Genomic DNA, 19,772 nt, shown 5'->3' on the forward strand with positions numbered 1-19,772 from the left:
TGGAATGTCCCGCTCCGTGGGCTTCGTCGCCTGGCGGGAGTTTTATGGCGTAAAAGGCGGTAAGTTGGCGCTGCATTCTATAGGAAACCCCTCCTAAAGTTAAGCTGGAGATGCATGGCGCTAAACAGTACGGAGCGGTCGGAGGCGCCCGCGAGGTCATGTATACTGGCGCCTTCCATTGACCGACCCGTTGTAAACCATGACCGACGCACTGAATGACATTCACCAGTTTCTACCTTGCAGAACCCCCGATCGCTGGATCGAAAATGCCCTTGCCAATCAGGATCTGATGCTGATTGACCACGCCCACTGCGAGAAAAAGGCCGCTTCCACGGCGCTCAGTCTGATGTACCGCTACGTGGATAACACCGATCTGCTGAATAAGATGTCGCGCCTGGCGCGGGAGGAACTGCGCCATTTTGAGCAGGTGCTGGCGATCATGAAAAAACGTGGAGTGACCTACGACCACCTCACACCCGCCCGCTATGCTGCCGGCTTACGAAAAGAGGTAAGGGCGGAGGACCCGGGCAGGCTGGTGGACGTGCTGGTAGTGGGTGCCATTATTGAGGCCCGCTCCTGCGAACGTTTCGCCTCCCTGGCGCCGCATCTGGATGAGAAACTGGCAGATTTTTACAATGGCCTGCTGAAATCCGAGGCGCGTCACTATCAGGATTATCTTACTCTGGCTGAACAGGCTGCCGGTGGCCCTGTTGATGATCGGGTTCGAGCATTCCTGGCCATCGAAAAGTCATTGATCGAATCGCCGGATACCCAGTTCCGGTTTCACAGCGGGCCCGTTTAACCGGGTTCCAGCTGGGGCGGGTCTTCCAGCTGTTCACAGAGTTCAATCCACCGGTCAATGCCGGCACTGCGATACTTCTGTTTGTGCAGAATGAAATAGAAGGTACGGTCGAACAGCCGATGGGCCGGCACCCCCAGCGGCACCAGGCTTTTGCGGCGGAAAGCGTCGGCCAGACAAACCCGCGACAGGCAGCCAATGCCCAGGTTGGCTTCCACCGCTCGCTTGATGGCCTCGGTGTGTTCAAGCTCCAGCAGGATGTTCAGGTCCGGCAGTAGTCCATGCATGCCGCGCTCAAAGGTTTGTCGGGTGCCGGATCCCTGTTCCCGCATGATCCAGGTGGCGCGTCGTAGGTCGTCGTCGGACAGTTCTTTCACCGCTGCCAGTGGATGATCCGGCGAGCAGAAAACCACGAGTTCGTCGCCACGCCAGGGGATAACGTCCAGTTCTGAGGATTGCAGTTCGCCCTCAATCAGCCCGATATCCAGTTCAAAGTCGCTGACCCGTTTGGCAATGGTGCGCGTATTGGCAACCTCAAGAGCAACCCTGGGGCGGGTAGGCGTATTCATGTAGCGCGCCATAACCCCTACCGCCAGGTAATTGCCAATGGTAAGGGTGGCGCCAACCTTGAGTTCGCCAACTTCAGTGTGTTTGCTGAACGCGTTCTCAAGCTCACCGGACTGTGCCAACAGGGACTCAACCTTGGGACGGTAAAGTCGGCCCAGTTCGTTTAGCTGAAGCCGTTTGCCAACCCGGTCGAAAAGCTGGATGTTGAACTGGGATTCCAGTTCTTTTAGAGCGCTGCTGGCTGCCGACTGGGACATGGCTAGCGATTCAGCAGCTTTGGTGATGTTCTGGTGGTGCGCCGCGGCCAAAAAAACTTCGAGCTGGCGGAAACTGAACTTCATAATCGGTATTTCCGAATAAGGTTAGAAGAATATCCCATTTTGTCGATATGTTTTCCCGGGTTATTATATAGGAAATAAAATTCAGTCATTTTCGGTATAACAGAGACGGGTAGCACCATGAGCAATCTCAACAAAGAGCGTGTAACAAGTGTTCGTCACTGGAACGACACCCTCTTCAGCTTCACGACGACCCGTGACCCTGGGTTTCGTTTCAAGAACGGCCATTTCACCATGATCGGTCTGGAAACCGATGGCAAGCCCCTGATGCGTGCCTACAGCATCGCCAGTGCGAACTATGAAGAAGAGCTGGAGTTCTTTTCCATCAAGGTTCAGGACGGCCCGCTGACCTCCCGTCTTCAGAAGATCGAAGTAGGGGATGAGATCATGGTCAGCCGCAAGCCGACCGGTACCCTGATTGCAGACAATCTGCTGCCGGGCAAGAACCTGTGGATGATCAGCACAGGCACCGGCCTGGCGCCGTTTATCAGCATTATCAAGGACCCCGAAATCTATGAGGCCTTTGACAATGTGATTGTGACCCACGGCGTGCGTTACAAGTCGGAACTGGCGTACCAGCAAGAAATCGAAGAGCTGCCGAAAAATGAGTTCTTTGGCGAAATGGTCGACGGTAAACTGAAGTACTATCCCACAGTCACACGGGAAGAGTTCCGTAATACCGGCCGGTTGACCGATGCCATGGAAAACGGGAAGCTGACCAGTGATCTGGGCATGCCGGATTTTGATCTGGAAAACGACCGGTTCATGGTCTGTGGTAGTCCCAGCATGTTGAAGGACACCTGCGCCATTCTGGAAAAGATGGGCTTCAAGGAAGCCAGGCAGGGGCACCAGGGTCACTATGTGATCGAGCGGGCGTTTGTGGAGCAGTAAATCAACCGCTTCAGCAACCAAGTCAGGCCATAGGCGGAACCCCGAAGCGAAAGCTTCGGGGTTTTTGCATTCAGAGCAAGATGTTGTCGTAAAACGTCGTCGCACACAAAAGGTGAGATCCGGAATGATTCAGTGGGTATTTCTGTCAGTGGCCATTGTTGCGGAAGTGGTCGGGACCTCGTTCCTTAAAAGCTCTGAGGGTTTTACCCGGTTCGCCCCCTCTCTGGTTGTCGTGGTTTCCTACATGGTTGCGTTCTATTTTCTGGCGCTGACACTGAAAACGCTTCCTGTGGGCGTTGCCTATGCCGTCTGGGCGGGCGCCGGTGTGGCGTTGATTGCGCTGGTCGGATATGTGTTTTACGGGCAAGCGCTGGACCTGGCAGCCATTACCGGAATCAGTTTGATCGTTGCCGGTGTTGTGGTAATCAACGTATTCTCAGGCAGTGTAGGTTGAATCCGACAAGCCCGAGGTGGATGTTTGAAAAAAGCCATGGTAATTCTGGGTGCGGCCCTGCTGGTTGCCGCACTTGCCAGTTATGCCTCCCGGCCGGTGCCGATTGAGCAAAAGCTCATTTCGATACAGGCCCGCGACGCACTGCCAGGTTTTGACAGCATCCACAACGAGCCGATTGAGGTCCAGGCCGCCATACTGGATCTGGGCGACGACCCGTTGCTGCTGCTTAAAGCCCAGGCTGCGCTGCTCGCCTATCCCGAGATGGCCAGGGAAGTCCTTCCCCTCTACGCCTCTGAACCGGAGTTTCGCGAGGTACTGACCACCTACGGTGGGAATGTGCTGCCGCCCATTCAATACTTCATCCAGAATCCCGTCAGTTCCGTTGAGTGGATGAACAAGGCAGCCCGGCAATATGACCGGGTCAGAGCCTATATTGCCGAACTGAGGGGGCAAGAGGCTGAAGCGCCGAAAGACGCCGAGCCACTGTCGCCGGAGGAGCGCGGCTGGTATGCGGTGAACTTCATTCGCAGCGAAGGCCACGATTTCCTCGGGCAGTTTGTGGTGAACGACAGCGGCGAGACCCAGTGGGTACAGACGGAGCGGGTCACGGAAGGCATTACCCAGTTTTTTACCAGTGGTGTCCGGCAACTGGAGACGAATTACCGCACCGGCGAGGACATCTCTGCCAGCGATATCGGCTGGGCGTCGGTGGACGTGCTGGTGTTTGCCAGTGCGGTCAAGGTTCTCAGGGCAGGGAGGACCGCGGCGCAAGCCACTCGTGGGGCGGCGTTGTCGACTCGGTCCGCGGCACTGGCGGCACGAATTACCGGCAGCGGACGGCTGATTCTGAGCAGTGCCCGATACGCAAAATGGCCCTTGATTATTGGGGCGGGGTATCTGGTGGTGACCCATCCCAGCCTGATCAATGATTTTTTTGCGGGAGTGGCGGATGTGCTGGGAGTGTCGCCGATGCTGATCCAGCTTGCCGGCTGGCTGTTGATTCTGATACCCGCATTCTATCTTCTCAGCTGGTTGGTGTGGCCAGCCATCGCCCTGCTTAAAGGGCTTCTTGCCATTCTTTATCAGCTTGCCGGCCGCAGAACCGGTTATTCAGAGTTCCGGTAGCCTCCGTTACCGGCAGACACCGCTCTGCAAATTTTGACGGCCGGCGTGTTACCTCATGGCAACAGATCTGGCATGAAGAGTATCCCCATCGGCAGGAGGCTGGTTATGTTACGCACTGGATATGAGCCCCTGATAATCGGCCTGACACTAGTGCTGACTCTTGCTGGCTGTGGGCGCAATGACGACCTGGGGCAAATGGAAGTTGAGCTGGCGCCCGCGGAGCTGACCTGGATTGGTGATCAGATTTTCCAGAACGAATGTGCGGGCAGGGAATCCTGCCTGGTGCACTGGAATGAGGGGGAAGCTTTTCCATCGCTCGGGATTGGCCACTTTATCTGGTACCCCGCCGGAATCGAAGGCCCATTCGTTGAGAGCTTCCCGGTGATGATTGCTTACCTGTCTGAGCAGGGGGTGGAACTTCCAGATTGGCTTTCCGGATTAGAGCCCTTCGACGCGCCCTGGGAAAACCGGGAAATTTTTCTGGCGCAGTCGGGTGCGGATAGAGTTCGTGAACTGCGAGCATTTTTGTCCAGTACCCGAGGCGAGCAGGCGGGGTTTGTCGTTCAGCGTGCCAAACAGGCGCTCAGGCGGGTTGTTCTCGCAGCACCCGCGGAGCAAAGGGAGTCCATGTCAGAGCGAATCGAATCGTTGATCCAGACCCCCGGCGGTACCTATGCCCTGATTGACTACGTCAACTTCAAAGGTGAGGGGTTGGCAGAAGCTGAGCGCTATAAGGGCCAGGGTTGGGGCCTGCTTCAGGTGCTTCAGGGAATGCTAGAACACCAGGGAACCCCAGCGCTGACAGCTTTCAGGAAGTCTGCCGCAGCTGTGCTAACGCGCCGCGCTGACAATGCCGAACAGCCGATAGAAAAAGCCCGCTGGCTGCCCGGTTGGCTGAATCGCCTGGAGACCTACCGCGAACCGGAGTGACGTTTGTGTAAAGAAATGTTCCGGAAAACTGGTTGATTCGCGTTTACGGTTCTACTTTATAGTAAGACGTTCTGGAAGGTGAGCTCCAGATACGCAGGCGTGCCCTGAACCGAGGCGTTCAGTGCCCGCTTTTGTGGCTCTGATTCACCGACCAATGCGGCTCAACAAGGAAAAAATGAACAAAAACATTGAGGTCCATCGCTGGCTTGTAAATTGCTTGCCAGATCACGCGATGTTCCTTAACCCACGGATTTCGGAGAACTGATAATGAACAACACCAAATCAATGGCCGCCGGCGCAGTGATGCTGTGCGGTGTTCTTGCTGCCCCTTTTGCCACTGCTGCAACCACCCTTGAAAGCGTAAAAGAGAAGGGGCACCTGCAGTGTGGCGTGACCAGCGGCCTGCCAGGATTCTCCCAGCCGGACGACAAGGGCAACTGGACCGGTATTGACGTGGATACCTGCCGTGCCGTCGCTGCTGCCATCTTCGGAGACGCTCAGGCCGTCGAGTTTACTCCGCTGACCGCAAAGGAGCGCTTCACTGCGCTGCAGTCAGGCGAAATCGACATGCTGTCCCGGAACACCACCTGGACCCTGACCCGCGATGCCTCTCTGGGTCTGAACTTTACCGGCACCAACTATTACGACGGTCAGGGTTTCCTGATCAACAAGGATCTGGGCGTCAATGACGCGACTGAGCTGGATGGCGCGACCATCTGTATTCAGGCAGGAACCACAACCGAACTGAACCTGTCCGACTATTTCCGCGCCAAGGGGATGGAATATCAGCCAATCGTGTTTGATACCTCCGAACAGACGGTTCAGGGCTTTGCCGCCGGACGCTGCGACGTTCTGACATCCGACCGTTCACAGCTGGCCGCACTCCGTTCCAAGTTGACCGACCCGAGCTCAGCCGAAATTCTGCCGAACACCATCTCCAAAGAGCCGCTTGGCCCGGTGGTGCGTCAGGGTGATGATCAGTGGTTCAACATCGTCAAGTGGGTACTGTTTGCCCAGATCAACGCCGAGGAGCTGGGCATTACCAGCGCCAACGTTGAAGACATGCTGAAGTCTGACAACCCGAACGTGCAGCGTCTGCTGGGTACTGACGGCGACATGGGCGCCAAGCTTGGACTGCCGGATGACTTTGGCCACAAGGTGATCAAGCAGGTCGGTAACTACGGCGAAATGTACGACCGTAACGTTGGCCCGGACACCCCGCTGGGGCTTGACCGTGGCTTGAACGCGCTGTGGACCGAAGGCGGTATTCTTTACGCGCCTCCACTTCGCTAACACCTGAAAGCGAACAGCAGGCGGACGACTGTCCGTCTGCTGTTTTCGTGATTTGCTTCATCGCGGTTCAGCTTTCCGGGAAACTCCATGAAAAAACAGACTGTTGATTCCAGACCGGCAGGGCCCAAGCCCTGGTACGATCCCCGAATTCGTTCACTCTTTTTTCAGTTCGTTGCCATTGCCCTTGTGTTCTGGGGCGGATGGACGCTGGTTGATAACACCCTTTCAAACATGGAAAGCCGAGGCATCAGCACGGGTTTCGGCTTCCTGAATGAGACTGCAGGCTTCGGCATTATCATGTCGCTGGTGCCTTATGACGCCACCATGACCTACGGCCGGACTTTTTTTGTTGGTCTGATGAATACCCTGCTGGTGTCGGCAATGGGTATTGTCGCCGCCACTATAATCGGTTTTATTATTGGTGTGGCTCGGCTTTCCAGCAACTGGCTGGTGGCCAAGCTTGCGCTTGTTTACATCGAAGTGATTCGCAACATTCCGCTGCTGCTGCAGATTTTCTTCTGGTATTTTGCGGTTCTCGGAAGCCTGCCTTCGCCCCGTCAGAGTGTTGAGGTGGGCGGCAGTTTTTTCCTCAATAATCGAGGCCTCTATTTACCCGAGCCGATTACGCAGGACGGCTTTGGTCTTGTCTGGGGCGCGTTGATTGTCGCCATTGTTGCGGTAGTCGGTCTGCGAACCTGGGCGAAGAGGCGCCAGCTTGCGACCGGCCAGATATTTCCAACGTTCAAGGTAGGTTTTGCCATTCTGGTGATTCTTCCCGTGTTGGCTTATCTGACAGCGGGCGCGCCCCTTGAGTGGGACTTACCGGCACTGAAAGGATTCAACTTTGGTGGTGGCATTACCATCATCCCTGAGCTCGCAGCACTGTGGATAGCTCTGTCTCTTTATACTGCAAGCTTTATCGCCGAGATTGTTCGCTCCGGCATTCTCTCGGTCAGCAAAGGCCAGACCGAGGCCGCGAAGGCGCTTGGACTGCCCAATGGCCTGACCCTGCGTCTAGTCGTTATTCCCCAGGCCATGCGGGTCATCATCCCGCCGCTGACCAGCCAGTATCTGAACCTGGCAAAGAACTCTTCACTGGCAACTGCTATCGGCTACCCGGACCTTGTGGCTGTGTTCATGGGAACAACCCTGAACCAGACCGGTCAGGCCGTGGAGGTGGTCGCTATAACCATGGCGGTGTATCTCACCATCAGCCTGACAATCTCCCTGTTTATGAACATCTATAACCGGGCCGTGGCGATTAAGGAGCGATGATGGCTGAGCCAATGTTGAAACCACCCAAAGTTGCGATCAGCCCCCTGGACTGGATGCGCCAGAACCTGTTCTCAAGCTGGTACAACAGCCTGCTGACCATTGTGGTCGGATATATGGTTGTCACCAGCGTGGGGCCGCTGTTCACCTGGCTGTTTTTTGAAGCCACCTTTCTGGGAGACGAACCCAGTGACTGTGTCGGCACCGGCGCCTGCTGGCTGTTTATAAGCCAGCGACTGAACTTCTTTATCTACGGCTTCTATCCGGACGAATTCCAGTGGCGGGTGGATGTGATGTTCCTGTTGCTGGCGGTCTGTTTTGTGCCCCAGTTCATCGAACGTTTCCCCGGGCGCAAATGGTTCGGGCTGTTTGGCCTGACCGGCCTGCCCGTTGTGGGCTACTTCCTGATTCCGGGCGGGAACTTCGGCCTGGAGATCGTGGAAAGCAGTAAATGGGGCGGCCTGATGCTGACGCTGATTCTTGCCTATATCGGCATCATCGCGTCGCTGCCAATCGGCATACTGCTGGCTCTGGGGCGGCGCTCGGAAATGCCGATCATTCGCGGTATCTGCGTGGTGTTCATCGAGGTCTGGCGAGCGGTACCGCTGATTACGGTGCTGTTCATGGCGTCAGTGATGCTGCCGCTGTTCCTGCCAGATGGCATGAACTTCGAGAAGCTTATGCGGGCGCTCATAGGTATCACCCTCTGGCAGTCGGCCTACATGGCGGAGGTTATTCGGGGCGGCTTGCAGGCGATCCCGAGAGGGCAGTATGAAGCGGCGGATGCGCTGGGCCTGGGTTATTGGAAGAAAACGGGGCTGATCATCCTGCCCCAGGCACTGAAGATGGTCATCCCCGGCATCGTTAACACCTTCATATCGCTGTTCAAGGACACCACGCTGGTGCTGATTATCGGCCTGTTCGACATTCTCGGCACCGTGCAGTCAACGGTAACCGATCCGGCCTGGCAGAACGTTGCCATCGAAGGTTATGTATTCGTGGCCTTCTGTTTCTGGGTGTTCTGCTTTGGCATTTCCCGCTACAGCCAGAATCTTGAACGCAAACTAGACACCGGTCATAAGACCTGATGGGTAACACTATGACAGATCAAACCCAGGCAACGGGCTCCACGGGCCCCGTTCCAAGTCAGAAAGATGATAGCAGCTCGGCGATTATCCGGGTTGAGTCCATGAACAAGTGGTACGGGGATTTTCACGTCCTCAAGGACCTGAACCTGAGTGTCCGCCAGGGCGAGAGGATCGTCATCTGCGGTCCTTCCGGATCGGGCAAGTCAACGTTCATTCGTTGTATCAACCGTCTGGAAGAGCATCAACAGGGCAAGATTATCGTCGATAACATCGAACTGACGGACGATATTCGCCACATCGACACGGTACGCCGTGAAGTCGGTATGGTGTTCCAGCATTTCAACCTGTTCCCGCACCTGACGGTGCTTGAAAACTGCTGCCTGTCGCCCATCTGGGTTCGAAAAACACCCAGAAAAGAGGCGGAAGAAGCGGCCATGGAGTATCTGGAGCGGGTCAAGATACCGGACCAGGCCAACAAGTTCCCCGGCCAGCTGTCCGGCGGCCAGCAGCAGCGGGTCGCGATCGCCCGGGCATTGTGCATGAAGCCGAAAATCATGCTGTTTGACGAGCCTACCTCGGCACTGGATCCGGAGATGATCAAGGAAGTGCTGGACGTCATGATCGAGCTTGCGGGCAGCGGCATGACCATGCTGTGCGTAACTCACGAGATGGGTTTCGCCAAAACCGTGGCAGACCGGGTGATCTTTATGGACGGCGGCGAGATTGTGGAGGAGGCGCCGCCCCATGAGTTCTTTACCAACCCGCAGGAACCGAGAACCCAGAAGTTCCTGGAGCAGATTCTGGACCACTGATGACGGAGGCTGGCCCCAGTGTGGGGGCCTTTTCCTCCGGGAAAAAGAACTCGCTGCGCTCAGACACCTTTGTTCCCTGCAGAAAAGGCCCCCACCCTGGGGCCGATATCAGGCGATCCTGCTGGCCTCTTTTTTAAAGAGGGTATTTGTTAAGTTCTGGTTTTTCGTCCGGCGTGACTTCCAGCCACCATACGTTTTCATGCCAGTCACCCAATACAATGCGCTTGGCAGGCTTGCCATTAGCGGTCAGGTCATGCTCTGCAGGCCTGTGGGTGTGGCCGTGAATGATGTTCTGGACGCCGTGGGCTTCCAATTCGCGCACCACTTCCTCGGGCGTCACATCCATGATGGACTCTTCCTTGCCCTTGTTCTTGGCCATGCTGATTTCCCGTAGCTGGCGCGCCATGGTTTTGCGGTCTTCCAGCGGGCGCTGAAGAATCATCTGTTGCCACTGAGGATTGCGCATGTTGGCCCGAAACTTCTGGTATTCCACATCTGCGGTACACAGGCTGTCGCCATGCATCAGCAGGTAGGGGGTGCCGTAAAGCTCCACCACCGAGGGGTCTTCAAGCAGGGTGGCGCCAGCCCGTTGGCAGTAGTCCTCGCCAATCAGGAAATCCCGGTTGCCGTGCATGAAGTAAATTGTGGTGCCGCTGGCTTTGACTTCCCTCAGTGCGCCGGCCACGGTTTCCTGCAAGGGGGTTCGCTCGTCGTCCCCAATCCAGGCTTCAAAAAAATCACCCAGGATATAGAGCGCGTCTATGGCCATGGCTTTGTCTTTCAGAAACGCCAGAAACGCGTCGGTAATGTCCGGTCTGGATTCTTCCAGGTGCAGGTCGGAAATGAAACGCGTGGTCACGCGGGTTCCCCATCCTCAGTGACTTCAGCAGAGATGATCACAACATCTTCAGCGGGCACATCCTGATGACCGTCACGCATGGTGGTTGGCACTGACCGTATGATGTTCACGGTGTCCATGCTGTCAACAATCTTGCCGAACACGCAGTAGCCCCAACCTTCGGCGTTCTCGGCTGTGTGGTCCAGAAAGCCGTTATTCTCGACGTTGATGAAGAACTGCGCGGTGGCGGAGTGGGGGTCCATGGTGCGGGCCATGGCAACCGCTCCTTGCATGTTGCTCAGACCGTTGTTGGCTTCGTTGCGAATTGGTGCGCGGGTTTTTCTGGGGGCCATTCCCGGCTCAAAGCCGCCGCCCTGGATCATGAAATTGCTGATAACACGATGAAAGATCAGACCATCGTAGAAGCCATCCTTTACATACTGTTCGAAATTTCTGGCGGTTTCTGGGGCTCTTTCGTGGTCCAGCTCGATCTTGATATCGCCATGGGAGGTTTTCAGCAGAATCATCAGGGTTTCCTGTTCAGGGTGCTTTAAAAGTTGTTCCCATTGTACTGAAGAGTTTGCAGCTGTGCATGAGTTGAGCCACCATTTATGCGTATAATACGCGGTTTCAGACCCAACCCGACGACTGAGACTGTATGAGCGCCGAGTCAAAGAAAGCCCATAACTTTATCCAGAGCCTGATAGAAGACGCCATAACCAAAGGCGAGCACACCGGCAAAGTGGTCACGCGGTTTCCACCAGAACCCAATGGATACCTGCACATCGGCCACGCCAAGTCGATCTGCCTGAATTTCGGCATTGCTGATACCTTTAACGGCGACTGTACGCTCAGGTTTGACGACACCAATCCGGAAAAGGAATCCCAGGAATACATTGACGCCATCAAGCAGGATGTTCAGTGGCTGGGTTTTGAATGGGCAGGGCAGGTGCGTTATGCCTCGGACTACTTTGACACCATTTACGCGTTCGCCGTCGAGCTGATCGAAAAGGGCAAGGCCTATGTGTGCGCCCTGTCCGCAGACCAGATGGCCGAATACCGGGGCACCCTGAAAGAGCCGGGCAGGAACAGCCCCTTCCGCGACCGCCCGGTAGAAGAAAACCTGCAGATGTTCCGGGATATGCGAGATGGCAAATACCAGAACGGCGAACTGGTGCTGCGCGCGAAAATCGACATGGCGTCCCCGAACATCAACCTGCGGGACCCGATCCTGTACAGGATTCGCTACGCCGACCATCACCAGACCGGTGACAAGTGGTGTATCTACCCGATGTACGACTTTACCCATCCGATTTCCGATGCCATGGAGGGGATTACCCACTCCCTGTGCACACTGGAATTCGAAGATCATCGCCCGCTCTACGACTGGGTCCTGGAAAACATCTCCGCCCCCTGCCAGCCGCGGCAGATCGAATTCGCCCGGCTGAACCTGAACTACACCATCACCAGCAAGCGCAAACTCAAACGCCTGGTGGACGAAGGTTTCGTCGACAGCTGGAACGATCCGAGAATGCCGACAATTTCAGGCATGCGCCGTCGCGGCTATACCCCCGAATCACTGCGCACGTTCTGCGACATGATCGGTGTCAACAAGGCGGGCGGCACCGTAGACATGGGCATGTTGGAACATGCCATCCGCGAAGACCTGAACACCCGCGCACCCCGCGCCATGTGCGTGATGCGCCCGTTGAAAGTGACCCTGACCAACTACCCGGCTGACAAAACCGAAACCCTGGTGTTGCCGGTGCACCCCCAGAACCCAGATATGGGCGAGCGGGAAGTCACCTGGAGCCAGACCCTGTACATCGACCAGGAAGACTTCGCGATGGAGCCGCCGCGCAAGTGGAAACGCCTGGCGCCGGACCAGGCCGTTCGCCTGCGAGGCGGCTACGTGATGACCTGTCGTGAGGTTATTCGCAATGACAGTGGTGAGATTGTCGAACTTAAGTGCGAATACGATCCGGACACCTTGGGTGTGAATCCGGAAGGCTACAAGCCGAATGGTGTTCTGCATTGGGTATCGGCGACTGACAGCGTTGAAACCGACATCAATCAGTACGACCGCCTTTTTAACACTGAGAACCCGGACGGCGATAAGGAAACGGATTTTGTTGATTCGATCAATCCGGAATCGCTGATTGTCCTGAAGGGCGCAAGAGTGGAAAAAAGTCTGGCTACGCCCAACACGGACTTGCCGTACCAGTTCGAGCGCGAAGGCTATTTTTTCTGCGATCAGGAACTTACCCAATCGGCAGGTCGCCCGGTGTTCAATCGTACCGTGACCCTTCGGGATTCCTGGGGAAAAACTAAATAGGGCGCCAAGGCACCAAGCCAGACCCGAATGCACCAGACAAAACGAGCAAAACAGTGATCAGAATCTACAACACCCTGAGTCAGAAAAAGGAAGAGTTCCAGCCGATAGAACCGGGAAAGGTTCGCATGTATGTCTGCGGCATGACCGTTTACGACTACTGTCATCTGGGCCACGCCAGGGTGTTGGTTGCTTTTGATGTGATTACCCGTTATCTACGCCACCTTGGATATGACGTGCGCTACGTGCGTAATATCACCGATATTGACGACAAGATTTTGCGTAGGGCCGACGAAAACGGCGAGCTGTATAGCGAGCTGACCGAACGCATGATCAAGGCCATGCACGAGGACGAAGCGAAACTCGGCGTCATGTCGCCGAGCGAAGAGCCCCGCGCCACCGCCTATATCGACGAAATCATCGCCATGATCCACAAGCTGGTTGCTAGCAATCACGCCTATGCGGCAGATAACGGCGACGTCTACTTTTCCGTGGAGTCCTACGAGGGTTACGGCAAGCTCAGCAAGAAAAAACTGGAAGATCTGGTCGCCGGCGCCCGAGTGGACGTTCAGGAAGCCAAGCGTAGCCCCGCGGATTTTGTTCTGTGGAAAGCGGCCAAGCCCGGAGAAGTGAGCTGGGAATCGCCTTGGGGCGACGGCCGGCCTGGGTGGCACATTGAGTGCTCAGCCATGTCCAGCTGCTGCCTCGGGGATACGTTTGATATTCACGGCGGCGGCCCGGACCTGCTGTTCCCCCATCACGAGAACGAAATTGCCCAGTCCGAAAGCGCCAGTGGCCAAACTTTCGTGAACACCTGGATGCACGCCGGGGCGATTCGGGTGAACAAGGAAAAGATGTCCAAGTCACTGGGCAACTTCTTTACCATCCGGGAAATATTCGAGACTTACGCGCCTGAAGTGGTGCGCTATTTTCTGGTATCCAGCCATTATCGCAGCCAGGTGGACTATTCCGAGGAAAACCTGGCGGAAGCGGGGCGAGTGCTTAACCGCCTTTACCAGGCGCTGCGTGGCCTGGTGCCTGCCAAGAACGTGCCGGAATCAGAGTATGACCGTCAGTTCGATGATGCCATGAGTGATGACTTCAACACCGCTGGCGCCATGGCGGTGCTGCACAGTGTCGCCAACGACATAAACCAGCACAGGCGCGACGGTGACGATGCCGCGGCGTCGGAAAAGGCGGCGGTGCTGGTGCGCCTGGGCAGCGTACTCGGTCTATTGCAGCAGGATCCGGAAGCCTATTTCCAGGCCGGTGCGGAAGGCGAGCTGAGCGCAGATGACATTGAGGCCATGATCCAGGCCAGGGCTGATGCCCGCAAAAACAGGGATTTCGCCGAAGCCGATCGTATTCGCGACGAACTTCTGGACAAGGGCGTCATTCTGGATGACAGCCGGCAAGGGACCAGCTGGAGACGAGGATAGGGCCTTTTGAGCCAGCGCGAAAAGCAAAGGACAGAGGGCGAGGCCGGGAATGACGTGATAGGCATTTTCTCGTACAATACGCCCTTTCATTAAAAAGGCCTACCCGGCGATGGCCGGTCTAGGCCCAAGAAAATAGAACCTACCGAGGCAAATAACGATGACAGAACGCGTACAAGTCGGCGGCCTGCAGGTCGCGAAGAATCTGCTCGATTTCATTAACAACGAAGCGATTCCCGGCACCGGTGTTGATGCCGATAAATTCTGGGCGGATTTCGATAAAATCGTCCATGAGCTGGCGCCGCGCAACAAGGAGCTGCTTGCCAAGCGCGATGCCATCCAGGAAAAGATGGACAGCTGGAACCGTGACCACAAGGGTCAGAAGCTCGACATGGCCGAGTACAAGGGCTTTCTCAAAGAAATCGGTTACCTGGTAGACGAACCGGGCGAATTCAAGATCTCCACCTCAAACGTAGATCCGGAAGTGGCCACCATGGCCGGCCCTCAGCTGGTCGTTCCGGTGATGAACGCTCGCTTTGCCCTGAACGCCGCCAACGCCCGCTGGGGCAGCCTGTACGATGCGCTTTACGGCACCGATGTCATTTCCGAAGAAAATGGTGCTGAGAAAGGCCGCGGCTACAACCCGGTGCGTGGCGCCAAGGTTATCGAATTCGCTCGTAATCTGCTGGACAGTTCAGCGCCCCTGGCATCGGGTAGCCATAAAGACGCGGCTCTGTATTCGGTCAGCGGCGGCAAGCTGGCAGTCAAGTTGCAGAATGGCGAGACCACCGGCCTGAAAGACGAGTCCGGTTTTGTGGGCTACACCGGTGCCGCTGATGCACCTACCGGCATTCTGCTGGTGAAGAACGGCATGCATTTCGAAATCCAGATCGATGCCAGCCATCCGATCGGTAAAGACGATGGCGCCCACGTTAAAGACGTGCTGATGGAATCCGCGCTGACCACGATCATGGACTGCGAAGATTCTGTTGCGGCTGTAGACGCAGACGACAAGGCTCTGGCCTATCGCAACTGGCTCGGCCTGATGAAGGGCGATCTGGAAGAGAGCTTTGAAAAAGGCGGGCAGCAGATGACCCGCAAGATGCACGGCGACCGCAGCTACAACAAGCCGGACGGTGGCGAGCTGGTGCTGAAAGGCCGCAGCCTGATGTTTGTGCGCAACGTGGGCCACCTGATGACCAACCCGGCGATTCTTCTTAAAGATGGCAGTGAAGTGCCTGAAGGGCTGATGGACGGTATCGTGACTTCGCTGATTGCGATTCATGACCTGAAGGGTAACGGCAAGCTGCAGAACAGCAGCAATGGCTCTGTCTACATTGTGAAGCCGAAGATGCACGGCCCGGAAGAAGTGGCGTTTACCAATGAATTCTTTGGCCGTGTTGAAGATGCGCTTGGCCTGCCGGCTTACACGCTGAAAGTCGGCATCATGGACGAAGAACGTCGCACCACTGTTAACCTGAAAGCCTGTATTCATGCCGCCAAAGAGCGTGCTGTGTTTATCAATACCGGCTTCCTGGACCGTACCGGTGATGAAATCCATACCTCCATGGAGCTTGGACCTTTCATTCGCAAAGGCGCGATGAAGCAGGCCACCTGGATCCAGGCCTATGAGCAGTGGAACGTGGATATTGGCCTGGAAACCGGTTTCCGTGGCGTTGCCCAGATCGGTAAAGGCATGTGGGCCATGCCGGACCTGATGGCAGGCATGCTGGAAGCGAAGATTGGCCACCCGAAAGCCGGCGCCAACACCGCCTGGGTTCCGTCGCCGACGGCTGCTACGCTGCACGCGACTCACTATCATCAGGTTAGCGTTGCCGATATCCAGAAAGAACTCGAAAGCCGCGCCCGCGCCAACCTCGATGACATTCTGACCGTGCCGGTCATGGACGATCCAAAGTCGCTGTCTGCTGAGGAAATCCAGCAGGAGCTGGACAATAACGCCCAGGGTATCCTCGGTTACGTGGTTCGCTGGATCGACAGCGGTGTCGGTTGCTCCAAAGTGCCGGACATCAACGATGTGGGCCTGATGGAAGATCGTGCCACCCTGCGTATTGCATCACAGCTGCTGACCAACTGGCTGTACCACGGCATCTGCACGGAAGCGCAGATCCATGAAACCATGAAGCGCATGGCCGCGGTGGTGGATCGCCAGAATGCGAATGATCCGACCTATCGCAGCATGGCGCCGGATTTCGATAGCAGCATTGCCTTCCAGGCCGCTATGGATCTGGTACTGAAGGGGCGTGAACAGCCGAACGGCTACACCGAGCCGCTTCTGCACGCTTATCGTCTCAAGGCCAAAGAGAAGTTTGGCCAGTAAGTTCTGTCCTGACTTGCAGAACCCGCCCGCCGTGGCGGGTTTTTTTATGTCTGCGGATTAAAAATTTGCAGGACTGAGAGGCAGATCACCCTTCACCGCTATTCGTGTTTTAGTTCGCCGTAAGTGTTGGTATTAAAAACAAAGTCTTTATTACCACCATCAATTGACGAGGAGAACACAAGCCATGGCTGAGCGGCGTCGGCGCAAAAGATTACCCTGGCTGTCCATGCAGGCACAGGTCCGGGTCAAGAAAAGCATGCTTTCCAGTGAGTGGGTATCGGTAGAGGTGGCCGATTACAACAGTTTGGGTATGGGAATACGCCCTGAGAAGACCCTTCTCACCAGCCTGCAGAAGCAGGGAGCGATCCAGCTCAGCCTTCTGCTTGCGACCGAGGTAGGGGAGATCAGCGCTGACCGGGTCAGTGCGAAGGTGAGGCACGTGGCGGAAGAAGGTGGCCTGAGTTTCGTCGGGATTGAATTCGATCAGGATCTGAAAGCATCAACGAAAGAATCCCTGGAGCGAATCGAAAGCATCCTCAACCGGCATCAGCAGTTGTCCCTGAGGGTCGCTGCTGGCAGCGGCGAGGACGCTTGAGGGGCTAGTCTGCGTGAAGCTCGTTGGCCGCGTAGAGCGTATTTTGAAGCAACGTGGCGATGGTCATCGGGCCAACGCCGCCTGGCACCGGAGTGATATAGGCTGCGCGCTCGGCGGCTGTGGCGAAGTCTACATCGCCGTGCAACTTGCCGTCTTCCATCCGGTTAATGCCAACATCAATCACCGTCGATCCCGGCTTTACCCACTCGCCCTTGATCAGCCCCGGTTTTCCGGCGGCAGCGATCAGGATATCCGCTTCACCCACAAATTTTTCGAGGTTGTCGGTAAACCGGTGACAGATAGTGACCGTTGCACCTTTGAGTAACAGCTCCATGGTCATGGGGCGCCCAACGATGTTCGATGCACCGACGATCACCGCGTGCTGTCCCTTGTAGGGAGTTCCGATGCTGTCCAGCAGGGTAATGACACCCGCCGGTGTGCAGGGGCGCAGGGTGGGTTTGCGCTGCATCAGCCGGCCAATGTTGTAGGGGTGGAAGCCGTCGACGTCTTTGTCCGGGCGAATCTTCACAAGTATGGGGTCGGCGTCCAGATGCTTTGGTAGTGGCAGTTGGACCAGAATGCCGTCGACGGCCGGGTTTTCGTTCAGCTCGTCTACCAGAGCTTCCAGAGCTTCCTGAGACGTATCCGCGGGCAGGTCATAGGACAGCGACACAATGCCGGCCTGGTCGCAGGCTTTACGTTTATTGCCCACATACACATGGGAAGCCGGGTCGTCGCCCACCAGAACCACGGCCAGCCCGGGCGGCCGCAGGCCCTGTGCCCGGCGCAACTCCGTGCCCGCAGCCACTTCCTGCCGAACACGGGCGGCGATTTCTTTTCCATTAATCAGTTCTGCGGTCATGTCTTTGTCTTGTCGGTTGTGCGAGAATCAAAAGGCGCAGCATTGTCTCACGGTTACCGTCTTCAGCCAATCGCCGGGGTAAATGGTGAAAAGCGTGTTGACGCGCCGGGTTGGCGCCGGTAATATGCGCGCCAACTTTGCTGAGGTATCTGTTGTTCAGTTCAGACGGGGTATAGCGCAGTCTGGTAGCGCGCCTGCTTTGGGAGCAGGATGTCGGGAGTTCGAATCTCTCTACCCCGACCACTTTCTGGATGTTCAGGTGGGCGAACGGTTTTATGCGCCCGTAGCTCAGCTGGATAGAGCATCGGCCTTCTAAGCCGGTGGTCGCAGGTTCGAGTCCTGCCGGGCGCGCCATACCGCAGACGGTCTGATCCGTCCCGGAGACACCGAATCAGCAAAGTTAACCGGAAGTATCTGTTGGGCCCTGCCCAACGGTAGCCTGAATGTGGTGGGCGTAGCTCAGTTGGTAGAGCTCAGGATTGTGACTCCTGCGGTCGAGGGTTCGATCCCCTTCGTCCACCCCAATTTCCTTCTGAAGTATTTCAAGGTTGTTTTCTGCAAATTCCGGTTTGTTCATGCCCTGATTGGGCCAAGGCTTACTGGTTATTCTGTGCGAGCGTGGCGGAACTGGTAGACGCGCTGGATTTAGGTTCCAGTGTTGAGGGTTTTAAAACGCTGTTTTATCAGGTTTTTTTGAAGTGACACAGGATTTTGTGTCAATTATGTGCCAAAACGTGTCAGGTAACTGCCTTTTTCAACCGGCAACCAACACGGTAAAATGGTCTCAGTTTTCAAAATTCGGGTTGTGGCGGAACTGGTAGACGCGCCAGATTTAGGTTCTGGTTCCGAGAGGAGTGGGAGTTCGATTCTCCCCAACCCGACCAATTACTAAAGCCTCTCAGAAGCCCTGAGAGGCTTTTTTTATGTGGGATAGGCTAGGGTACTGATCAGGTCGTCTATCGCTTCCCATGGCTGTCTGAGGTGTAACCTTGTGCAGCCTCCCAAGACTTCCTAGCGCACACCGCATCAAACCTGTCTTTAAACGTTCCTAGATTTTTTTTCCCAAACTTGCCACAAGGCTGTTTAATCGAGGCCTGAGCCCGGTAGCGTCCATCGGTCATTCTATGGACACCGCATACACCAGATGAGTTAGTTCGATATCTTTTTAAGTTGTTGCTATTTAATCTGGGTGTGACGTCTCTAAGATTCGACCACCTGTGATCTAAACTGTTTCCGTTTATGTGGTCGATTTGGTGAGCGGGCCAACTACCAGTGACCCAATACCATATAATTCTTGAAACACTAAACTGTTTCCCACCTAAATTAACAACATGTCTTTTATATGTGGAATTCCCTTTCTTTTCAGCTCTAACCGAGCCGGCTTCATTGCCTGCGTGATGGTTAAGGTAAAAATAAAACCTCCCATCGTCTTTGAAATGGTTTCTAGGTCTGTTGTAACTCCAAATTAATTTCCCGGTTAATGGATCATAATCTAATGCCTCGTTTAAATATTTTTTTGTTAACCTCATTAAATAACTCCTATATTTGATATAGGAGTCTCACGGATTTAGTATTTGTCAATAGGCAAAATTTTACTTTTTTATCTTCTTATTATTATTTGAAAGTTAATTTCAAAATTTTCGAAAAACATGACTTCACCACATCAGGTCTCTCATCCAAGCAAGTGAGCTTTGGATGCCTATACTCGATTGCTTTACAAACTATCAATGCCGGACTGAGTTCTGATCACGGACAGTAAGTGTGCTAGAGTCAGCACCTATACGATTAGAAGGTTTAGA

At 55.5% G+C, this 19,772-nt stretch carries 18 protein-coding genes and 4 tRNA genes; 17 read left to right on the top strand and 5 right to left on the bottom strand.

What is annotated here, in order from left to right; genetic code table 11:
• Positions 1-199: 199 nt before the first annotated feature.
• Complete coding sequence (gene miaE, locus E5Q11_RS01930) at positions 200-802, top strand: tRNA-(ms[2]io[6]A)-hydroxylase (RefSeq protein ID WP_135801718.1); 603 nt, start codon at positions 200-202, stop codon at positions 800-802.
• Here miaE and E5Q11_RS01935 read toward each other — a convergent pair.
• Entirely contained in the window at positions 799-1,707 is a 909-nt protein-coding gene (locus E5Q11_RS01935; protein WP_135801719.1) for a LysR family transcriptional regulator, read from the bottom strand. The genes miaE and E5Q11_RS01935 overlap by 4 nt on opposite strands.
• A gap of 117 nt (positions 1,708-1,824) precedes the next feature.
• Here E5Q11_RS01935 and E5Q11_RS01940 point away from each other — a divergent pair, with 117 nt between their 5' ends.
• The 8 genes from E5Q11_RS01940 to E5Q11_RS01975 all read left to right on the top strand — a co-directional run bounded on the left by E5Q11_RS01940 (position 1,825) and on the right by E5Q11_RS01975 (position 9,569).
• Complete coding sequence (locus tag E5Q11_RS01940; protein ID WP_135801720.1) at positions 1,825-2,595, top strand: ferredoxin--NADP reductase; 771 nt, start codon at positions 1,825-1,827, stop codon at positions 2,593-2,595.
• A gap of 124 nt (positions 2,596-2,719) precedes the next feature.
• The gene (locus tag E5Q11_RS01945) at positions 2,720-3,049 is read left to right on the top strand and encodes a DMT family transporter (protein WP_135801721.1); all 330 of its coding nucleotides are present in this window, start codon (positions 2,720-2,722) and stop codon (positions 3,047-3,049) included.
• A gap of 24 nt (positions 3,050-3,073) precedes the next feature.
• Positions 3,074-4,174, top strand: coding sequence for a hypothetical protein (locus tag E5Q11_RS01950; protein ID WP_225314973.1), 1,101 nt, complete (start codon positions 3,074-3,076; stop codon positions 4,172-4,174).
• Between the two features lie 105 nt (positions 4,175-4,279).
• Positions 4,280-5,104, top strand: coding sequence for a hypothetical protein (locus E5Q11_RS01955; protein WP_135801722.1), 825 nt, complete (start codon positions 4,280-4,282; stop codon positions 5,102-5,104).
• 267 nt (positions 5,105-5,371) lie between these two features.
• The gene (locus E5Q11_RS01960) at positions 5,372-6,397 is read left to right on the top strand and encodes an amino acid ABC transporter substrate-binding protein (protein WP_135801723.1); all 1,026 of its coding nucleotides are present in this window, start codon (positions 5,372-5,374) and stop codon (positions 6,395-6,397) included.
• Between the two features lie 87 nt (positions 6,398-6,484).
• Positions 6,485-7,672: an amino acid ABC transporter permease gene (locus E5Q11_RS01965; RefSeq protein ID WP_135801724.1), complete on the top strand. Its 1,188-nt coding sequence runs from the start codon at positions 6,485-6,487 to the stop codon at positions 7,670-7,672.
• The gene (locus tag E5Q11_RS01970; protein WP_135801725.1) at positions 7,672-8,757 is read left to right on the top strand and encodes an amino acid ABC transporter permease; all 1,086 of its coding nucleotides are present in this window, start codon (positions 7,672-7,674) and stop codon (positions 8,755-8,757) included. Before E5Q11_RS01965 ends, E5Q11_RS01970 begins: the two co-directional genes overlap by 1 nt.
• A gap of 101 nt (positions 8,758-8,858) precedes the next feature.
• The gene (locus tag E5Q11_RS01975) at positions 8,859-9,569 is read left to right on the top strand and encodes an amino acid ABC transporter ATP-binding protein (protein ID WP_228260626.1); all 711 of its coding nucleotides are present in this window, start codon (positions 8,859-8,861) and stop codon (positions 9,567-9,569) included.
• Positions 9,570-9,702: 133 nt separating this feature from the next.
• Here E5Q11_RS01975 and E5Q11_RS01980 read toward each other — a convergent pair whose 3' ends face one another.
• Together E5Q11_RS01980 and E5Q11_RS01985 are read right to left on the bottom strand one after the other, a co-directional pair.
• The gene (locus E5Q11_RS01980) at positions 9,703-10,428 is read right to left on the bottom strand and encodes a UDP-2,3-diacylglucosamine diphosphatase (protein WP_135801726.1); all 726 of its coding nucleotides are present in this window, start codon (positions 10,426-10,428) and stop codon (positions 9,703-9,705) included.
• Positions 10,425-10,934, bottom strand: coding sequence for a peptidylprolyl isomerase (locus tag E5Q11_RS01985; RefSeq protein ID WP_135801727.1), 510 nt, complete (start codon positions 10,932-10,934; stop codon positions 10,425-10,427). Before E5Q11_RS01985 ends, E5Q11_RS01980 begins: the two co-directional genes overlap by 4 nt.
• Positions 10,935-11,065: 131 nt before the next feature.
• On the opposite strand from E5Q11_RS01985, the gene E5Q11_RS01990 reads away from it, so the two are divergent.
• From E5Q11_RS01990 to E5Q11_RS02005, 4 genes are all read left to right on the top strand, one after another.
• Complete coding sequence (locus E5Q11_RS01990) at positions 11,066-12,742, top strand: glutamine--tRNA ligase/YqeY domain fusion protein (protein WP_135801728.1); 1,677 nt, start codon at positions 11,066-11,068, stop codon at positions 12,740-12,742.
• A 53-nt stretch (positions 12,743-12,795) separates the two neighbouring features.
• Positions 12,796-14,178, top strand: coding sequence for a cysteine--tRNA ligase (gene cysS, locus E5Q11_RS01995; protein ID WP_135801729.1), 1,383 nt, complete (start codon positions 12,796-12,798; stop codon positions 14,176-14,178).
• 157 nt (positions 14,179-14,335) lie between these two features.
• A complete protein-coding gene (locus E5Q11_RS02000; protein ID WP_135801730.1) occupies positions 14,336-16,516 on the top strand; it encodes a malate synthase G in 2,181 nt (726 codons plus the stop codon).
• A 184-nt stretch (positions 16,517-16,700) separates the two neighbouring features.
• Positions 16,701-17,111 (top strand): hypothetical protein, encoded by a 411-nt coding sequence (locus E5Q11_RS02005; RefSeq protein ID WP_135801731.1) that lies wholly within the window; start codon positions 16,701-16,703, stop codon positions 17,109-17,111.
• Positions 17,112-17,115: 4 nt separating this feature from the next.
• Here E5Q11_RS02005 and folD read toward each other — a convergent pair whose 3' ends face one another.
• On the bottom strand, positions 17,116-17,973 hold the full coding sequence (gene folD, locus E5Q11_RS02010) for a bifunctional methylenetetrahydrofolate dehydrogenase/methenyltetrahydrofolate cyclohydrolase FolD (protein ID WP_135801732.1): 858 nt from the start codon (positions 17,971-17,973) through the stop codon (positions 17,116-17,118).
• 166 nt (positions 17,974-18,139) lie between these two features.
• On the opposite strand from folD, the gene E5Q11_RS02015 reads away from it, so the two are divergent.
• The 4 genes from E5Q11_RS02015 (at position 18,140) to E5Q11_RS02030 (ending at position 18,857) form a co-directional block, all read left to right on the top strand.
• Positions 18,140-18,216, top strand: a tRNA-Pro gene (locus E5Q11_RS02015).
• 34 nt (positions 18,217-18,250) lie between these two features.
• A tRNA-Arg gene (locus E5Q11_RS02020) sits at positions 18,251-18,327 on the top strand.
• A gap of 94 nt (positions 18,328-18,421) precedes the next feature.
• A tRNA-His gene (locus E5Q11_RS02025) sits at positions 18,422-18,497 on the top strand.
• A gap of 275 nt (positions 18,498-18,772) precedes the next feature.
• Positions 18,773-18,857: transfer RNA gene (locus tag E5Q11_RS02030), tRNA-Leu, on the top strand.
• 72 nt (positions 18,858-18,929) lie between these two features.
• Here E5Q11_RS02030 and E5Q11_RS18160 read toward each other — a convergent pair.
• The gene (locus E5Q11_RS18160) at positions 18,930-19,502 is read right to left on the bottom strand and encodes an HNH endonuclease (RefSeq protein ID WP_135801733.1); all 573 of its coding nucleotides are present in this window, start codon (positions 19,500-19,502) and stop codon (positions 18,930-18,932) included.
• Positions 19,503-19,772: the final 270 nt, after the last annotated feature.

The sequence above is a fragment of the Marinobacter confluentis genome, from assembly GCF_004785685.1.
Taxonomy (GTDB): domain Bacteria; phylum Pseudomonadota; class Gammaproteobacteria; order Pseudomonadales; family Oleiphilaceae; genus Marinobacter; species Marinobacter confluentis.

Excerpts from the sequence above, each read along its gene's own strand:
- E5Q11_RS01940 (WP_135801720.1), top strand. The coding sequence starts at position 1,825 with ATGAGCAATCTCAACAAAGAGCGTGTAACAAGTGTTCGTCACTGGAAC.
- miaE (WP_135801718.1), top strand. The coding sequence starts at position 200 with ATGACCGACGCACTGAATGACATTCACCAGTTTCTACCTTGCAGAACC.
- E5Q11_RS01955 (WP_135801722.1), top strand. The coding sequence starts at position 4,280 with ATGTTACGCACTGGATATGAGCCCCTGATAATCGGCCTGACACTAGTG.
- E5Q11_RS01960 (WP_135801723.1), top strand. The coding sequence starts at position 5,372 with ATGAACAACACCAAATCAATGGCCGCCGGCGCAGTGATGCTGTGCGGT.
- E5Q11_RS02005 (WP_135801731.1), top strand. The coding sequence starts at position 16,701 with ATGGCTGAGCGGCGTCGGCGCAAAAGATTACCCTGGCTGTCCATGCAG.
- folD (WP_135801732.1), bottom strand. The coding sequence starts at position 17,973 with ATGACCGCAGAACTGATTAATGGAAAAGAAATCGCCGCCCGTGTTCGG.
- E5Q11_RS02000 (WP_135801730.1), top strand. The coding sequence starts at position 14,336 with ATGACAGAACGCGTACAAGTCGGCGGCCTGCAGGTCGCGAAGAATCTG.
- E5Q11_RS01990 (WP_135801728.1), top strand. The coding sequence starts at position 11,066 with ATGAGCGCCGAGTCAAAGAAAGCCCATAACTTTATCCAGAGCCTGATA.
- E5Q11_RS01965 (WP_135801724.1), top strand. The coding sequence starts at position 6,485 with ATGAAAAAACAGACTGTTGATTCCAGACCGGCAGGGCCCAAGCCCTGG.
- E5Q11_RS01985 (WP_135801727.1), bottom strand. The coding sequence starts at position 10,934 with ATGATTCTGCTGAAAACCTCCCATGGCGATATCAAGATCGAGCTGGAC.
- E5Q11_RS01935 (WP_135801719.1), bottom strand. The coding sequence starts at position 1,707 with ATGAAGTTCAGTTTCCGCCAGCTCGAAGTTTTTTTGGCCGCGGCGCAC.
- E5Q11_RS18160 (WP_135801733.1), bottom strand. The coding sequence starts at position 19,502 with ATGAGGTTAACAAAAAAATATTTAAACGAGGCATTAGATTATGATCCA.
- E5Q11_RS01975 (WP_228260626.1), top strand. The coding sequence starts at position 8,859 with ATGAACAAGTGGTACGGGGATTTTCACGTCCTCAAGGACCTGAACCTG.
- E5Q11_RS01970 (WP_135801725.1), top strand. The coding sequence starts at position 7,672 with ATGGCTGAGCCAATGTTGAAACCACCCAAAGTTGCGATCAGCCCCCTG.
- E5Q11_RS01945 (WP_135801721.1), top strand. The coding sequence starts at position 2,720 with ATGATTCAGTGGGTATTTCTGTCAGTGGCCATTGTTGCGGAAGTGGTC.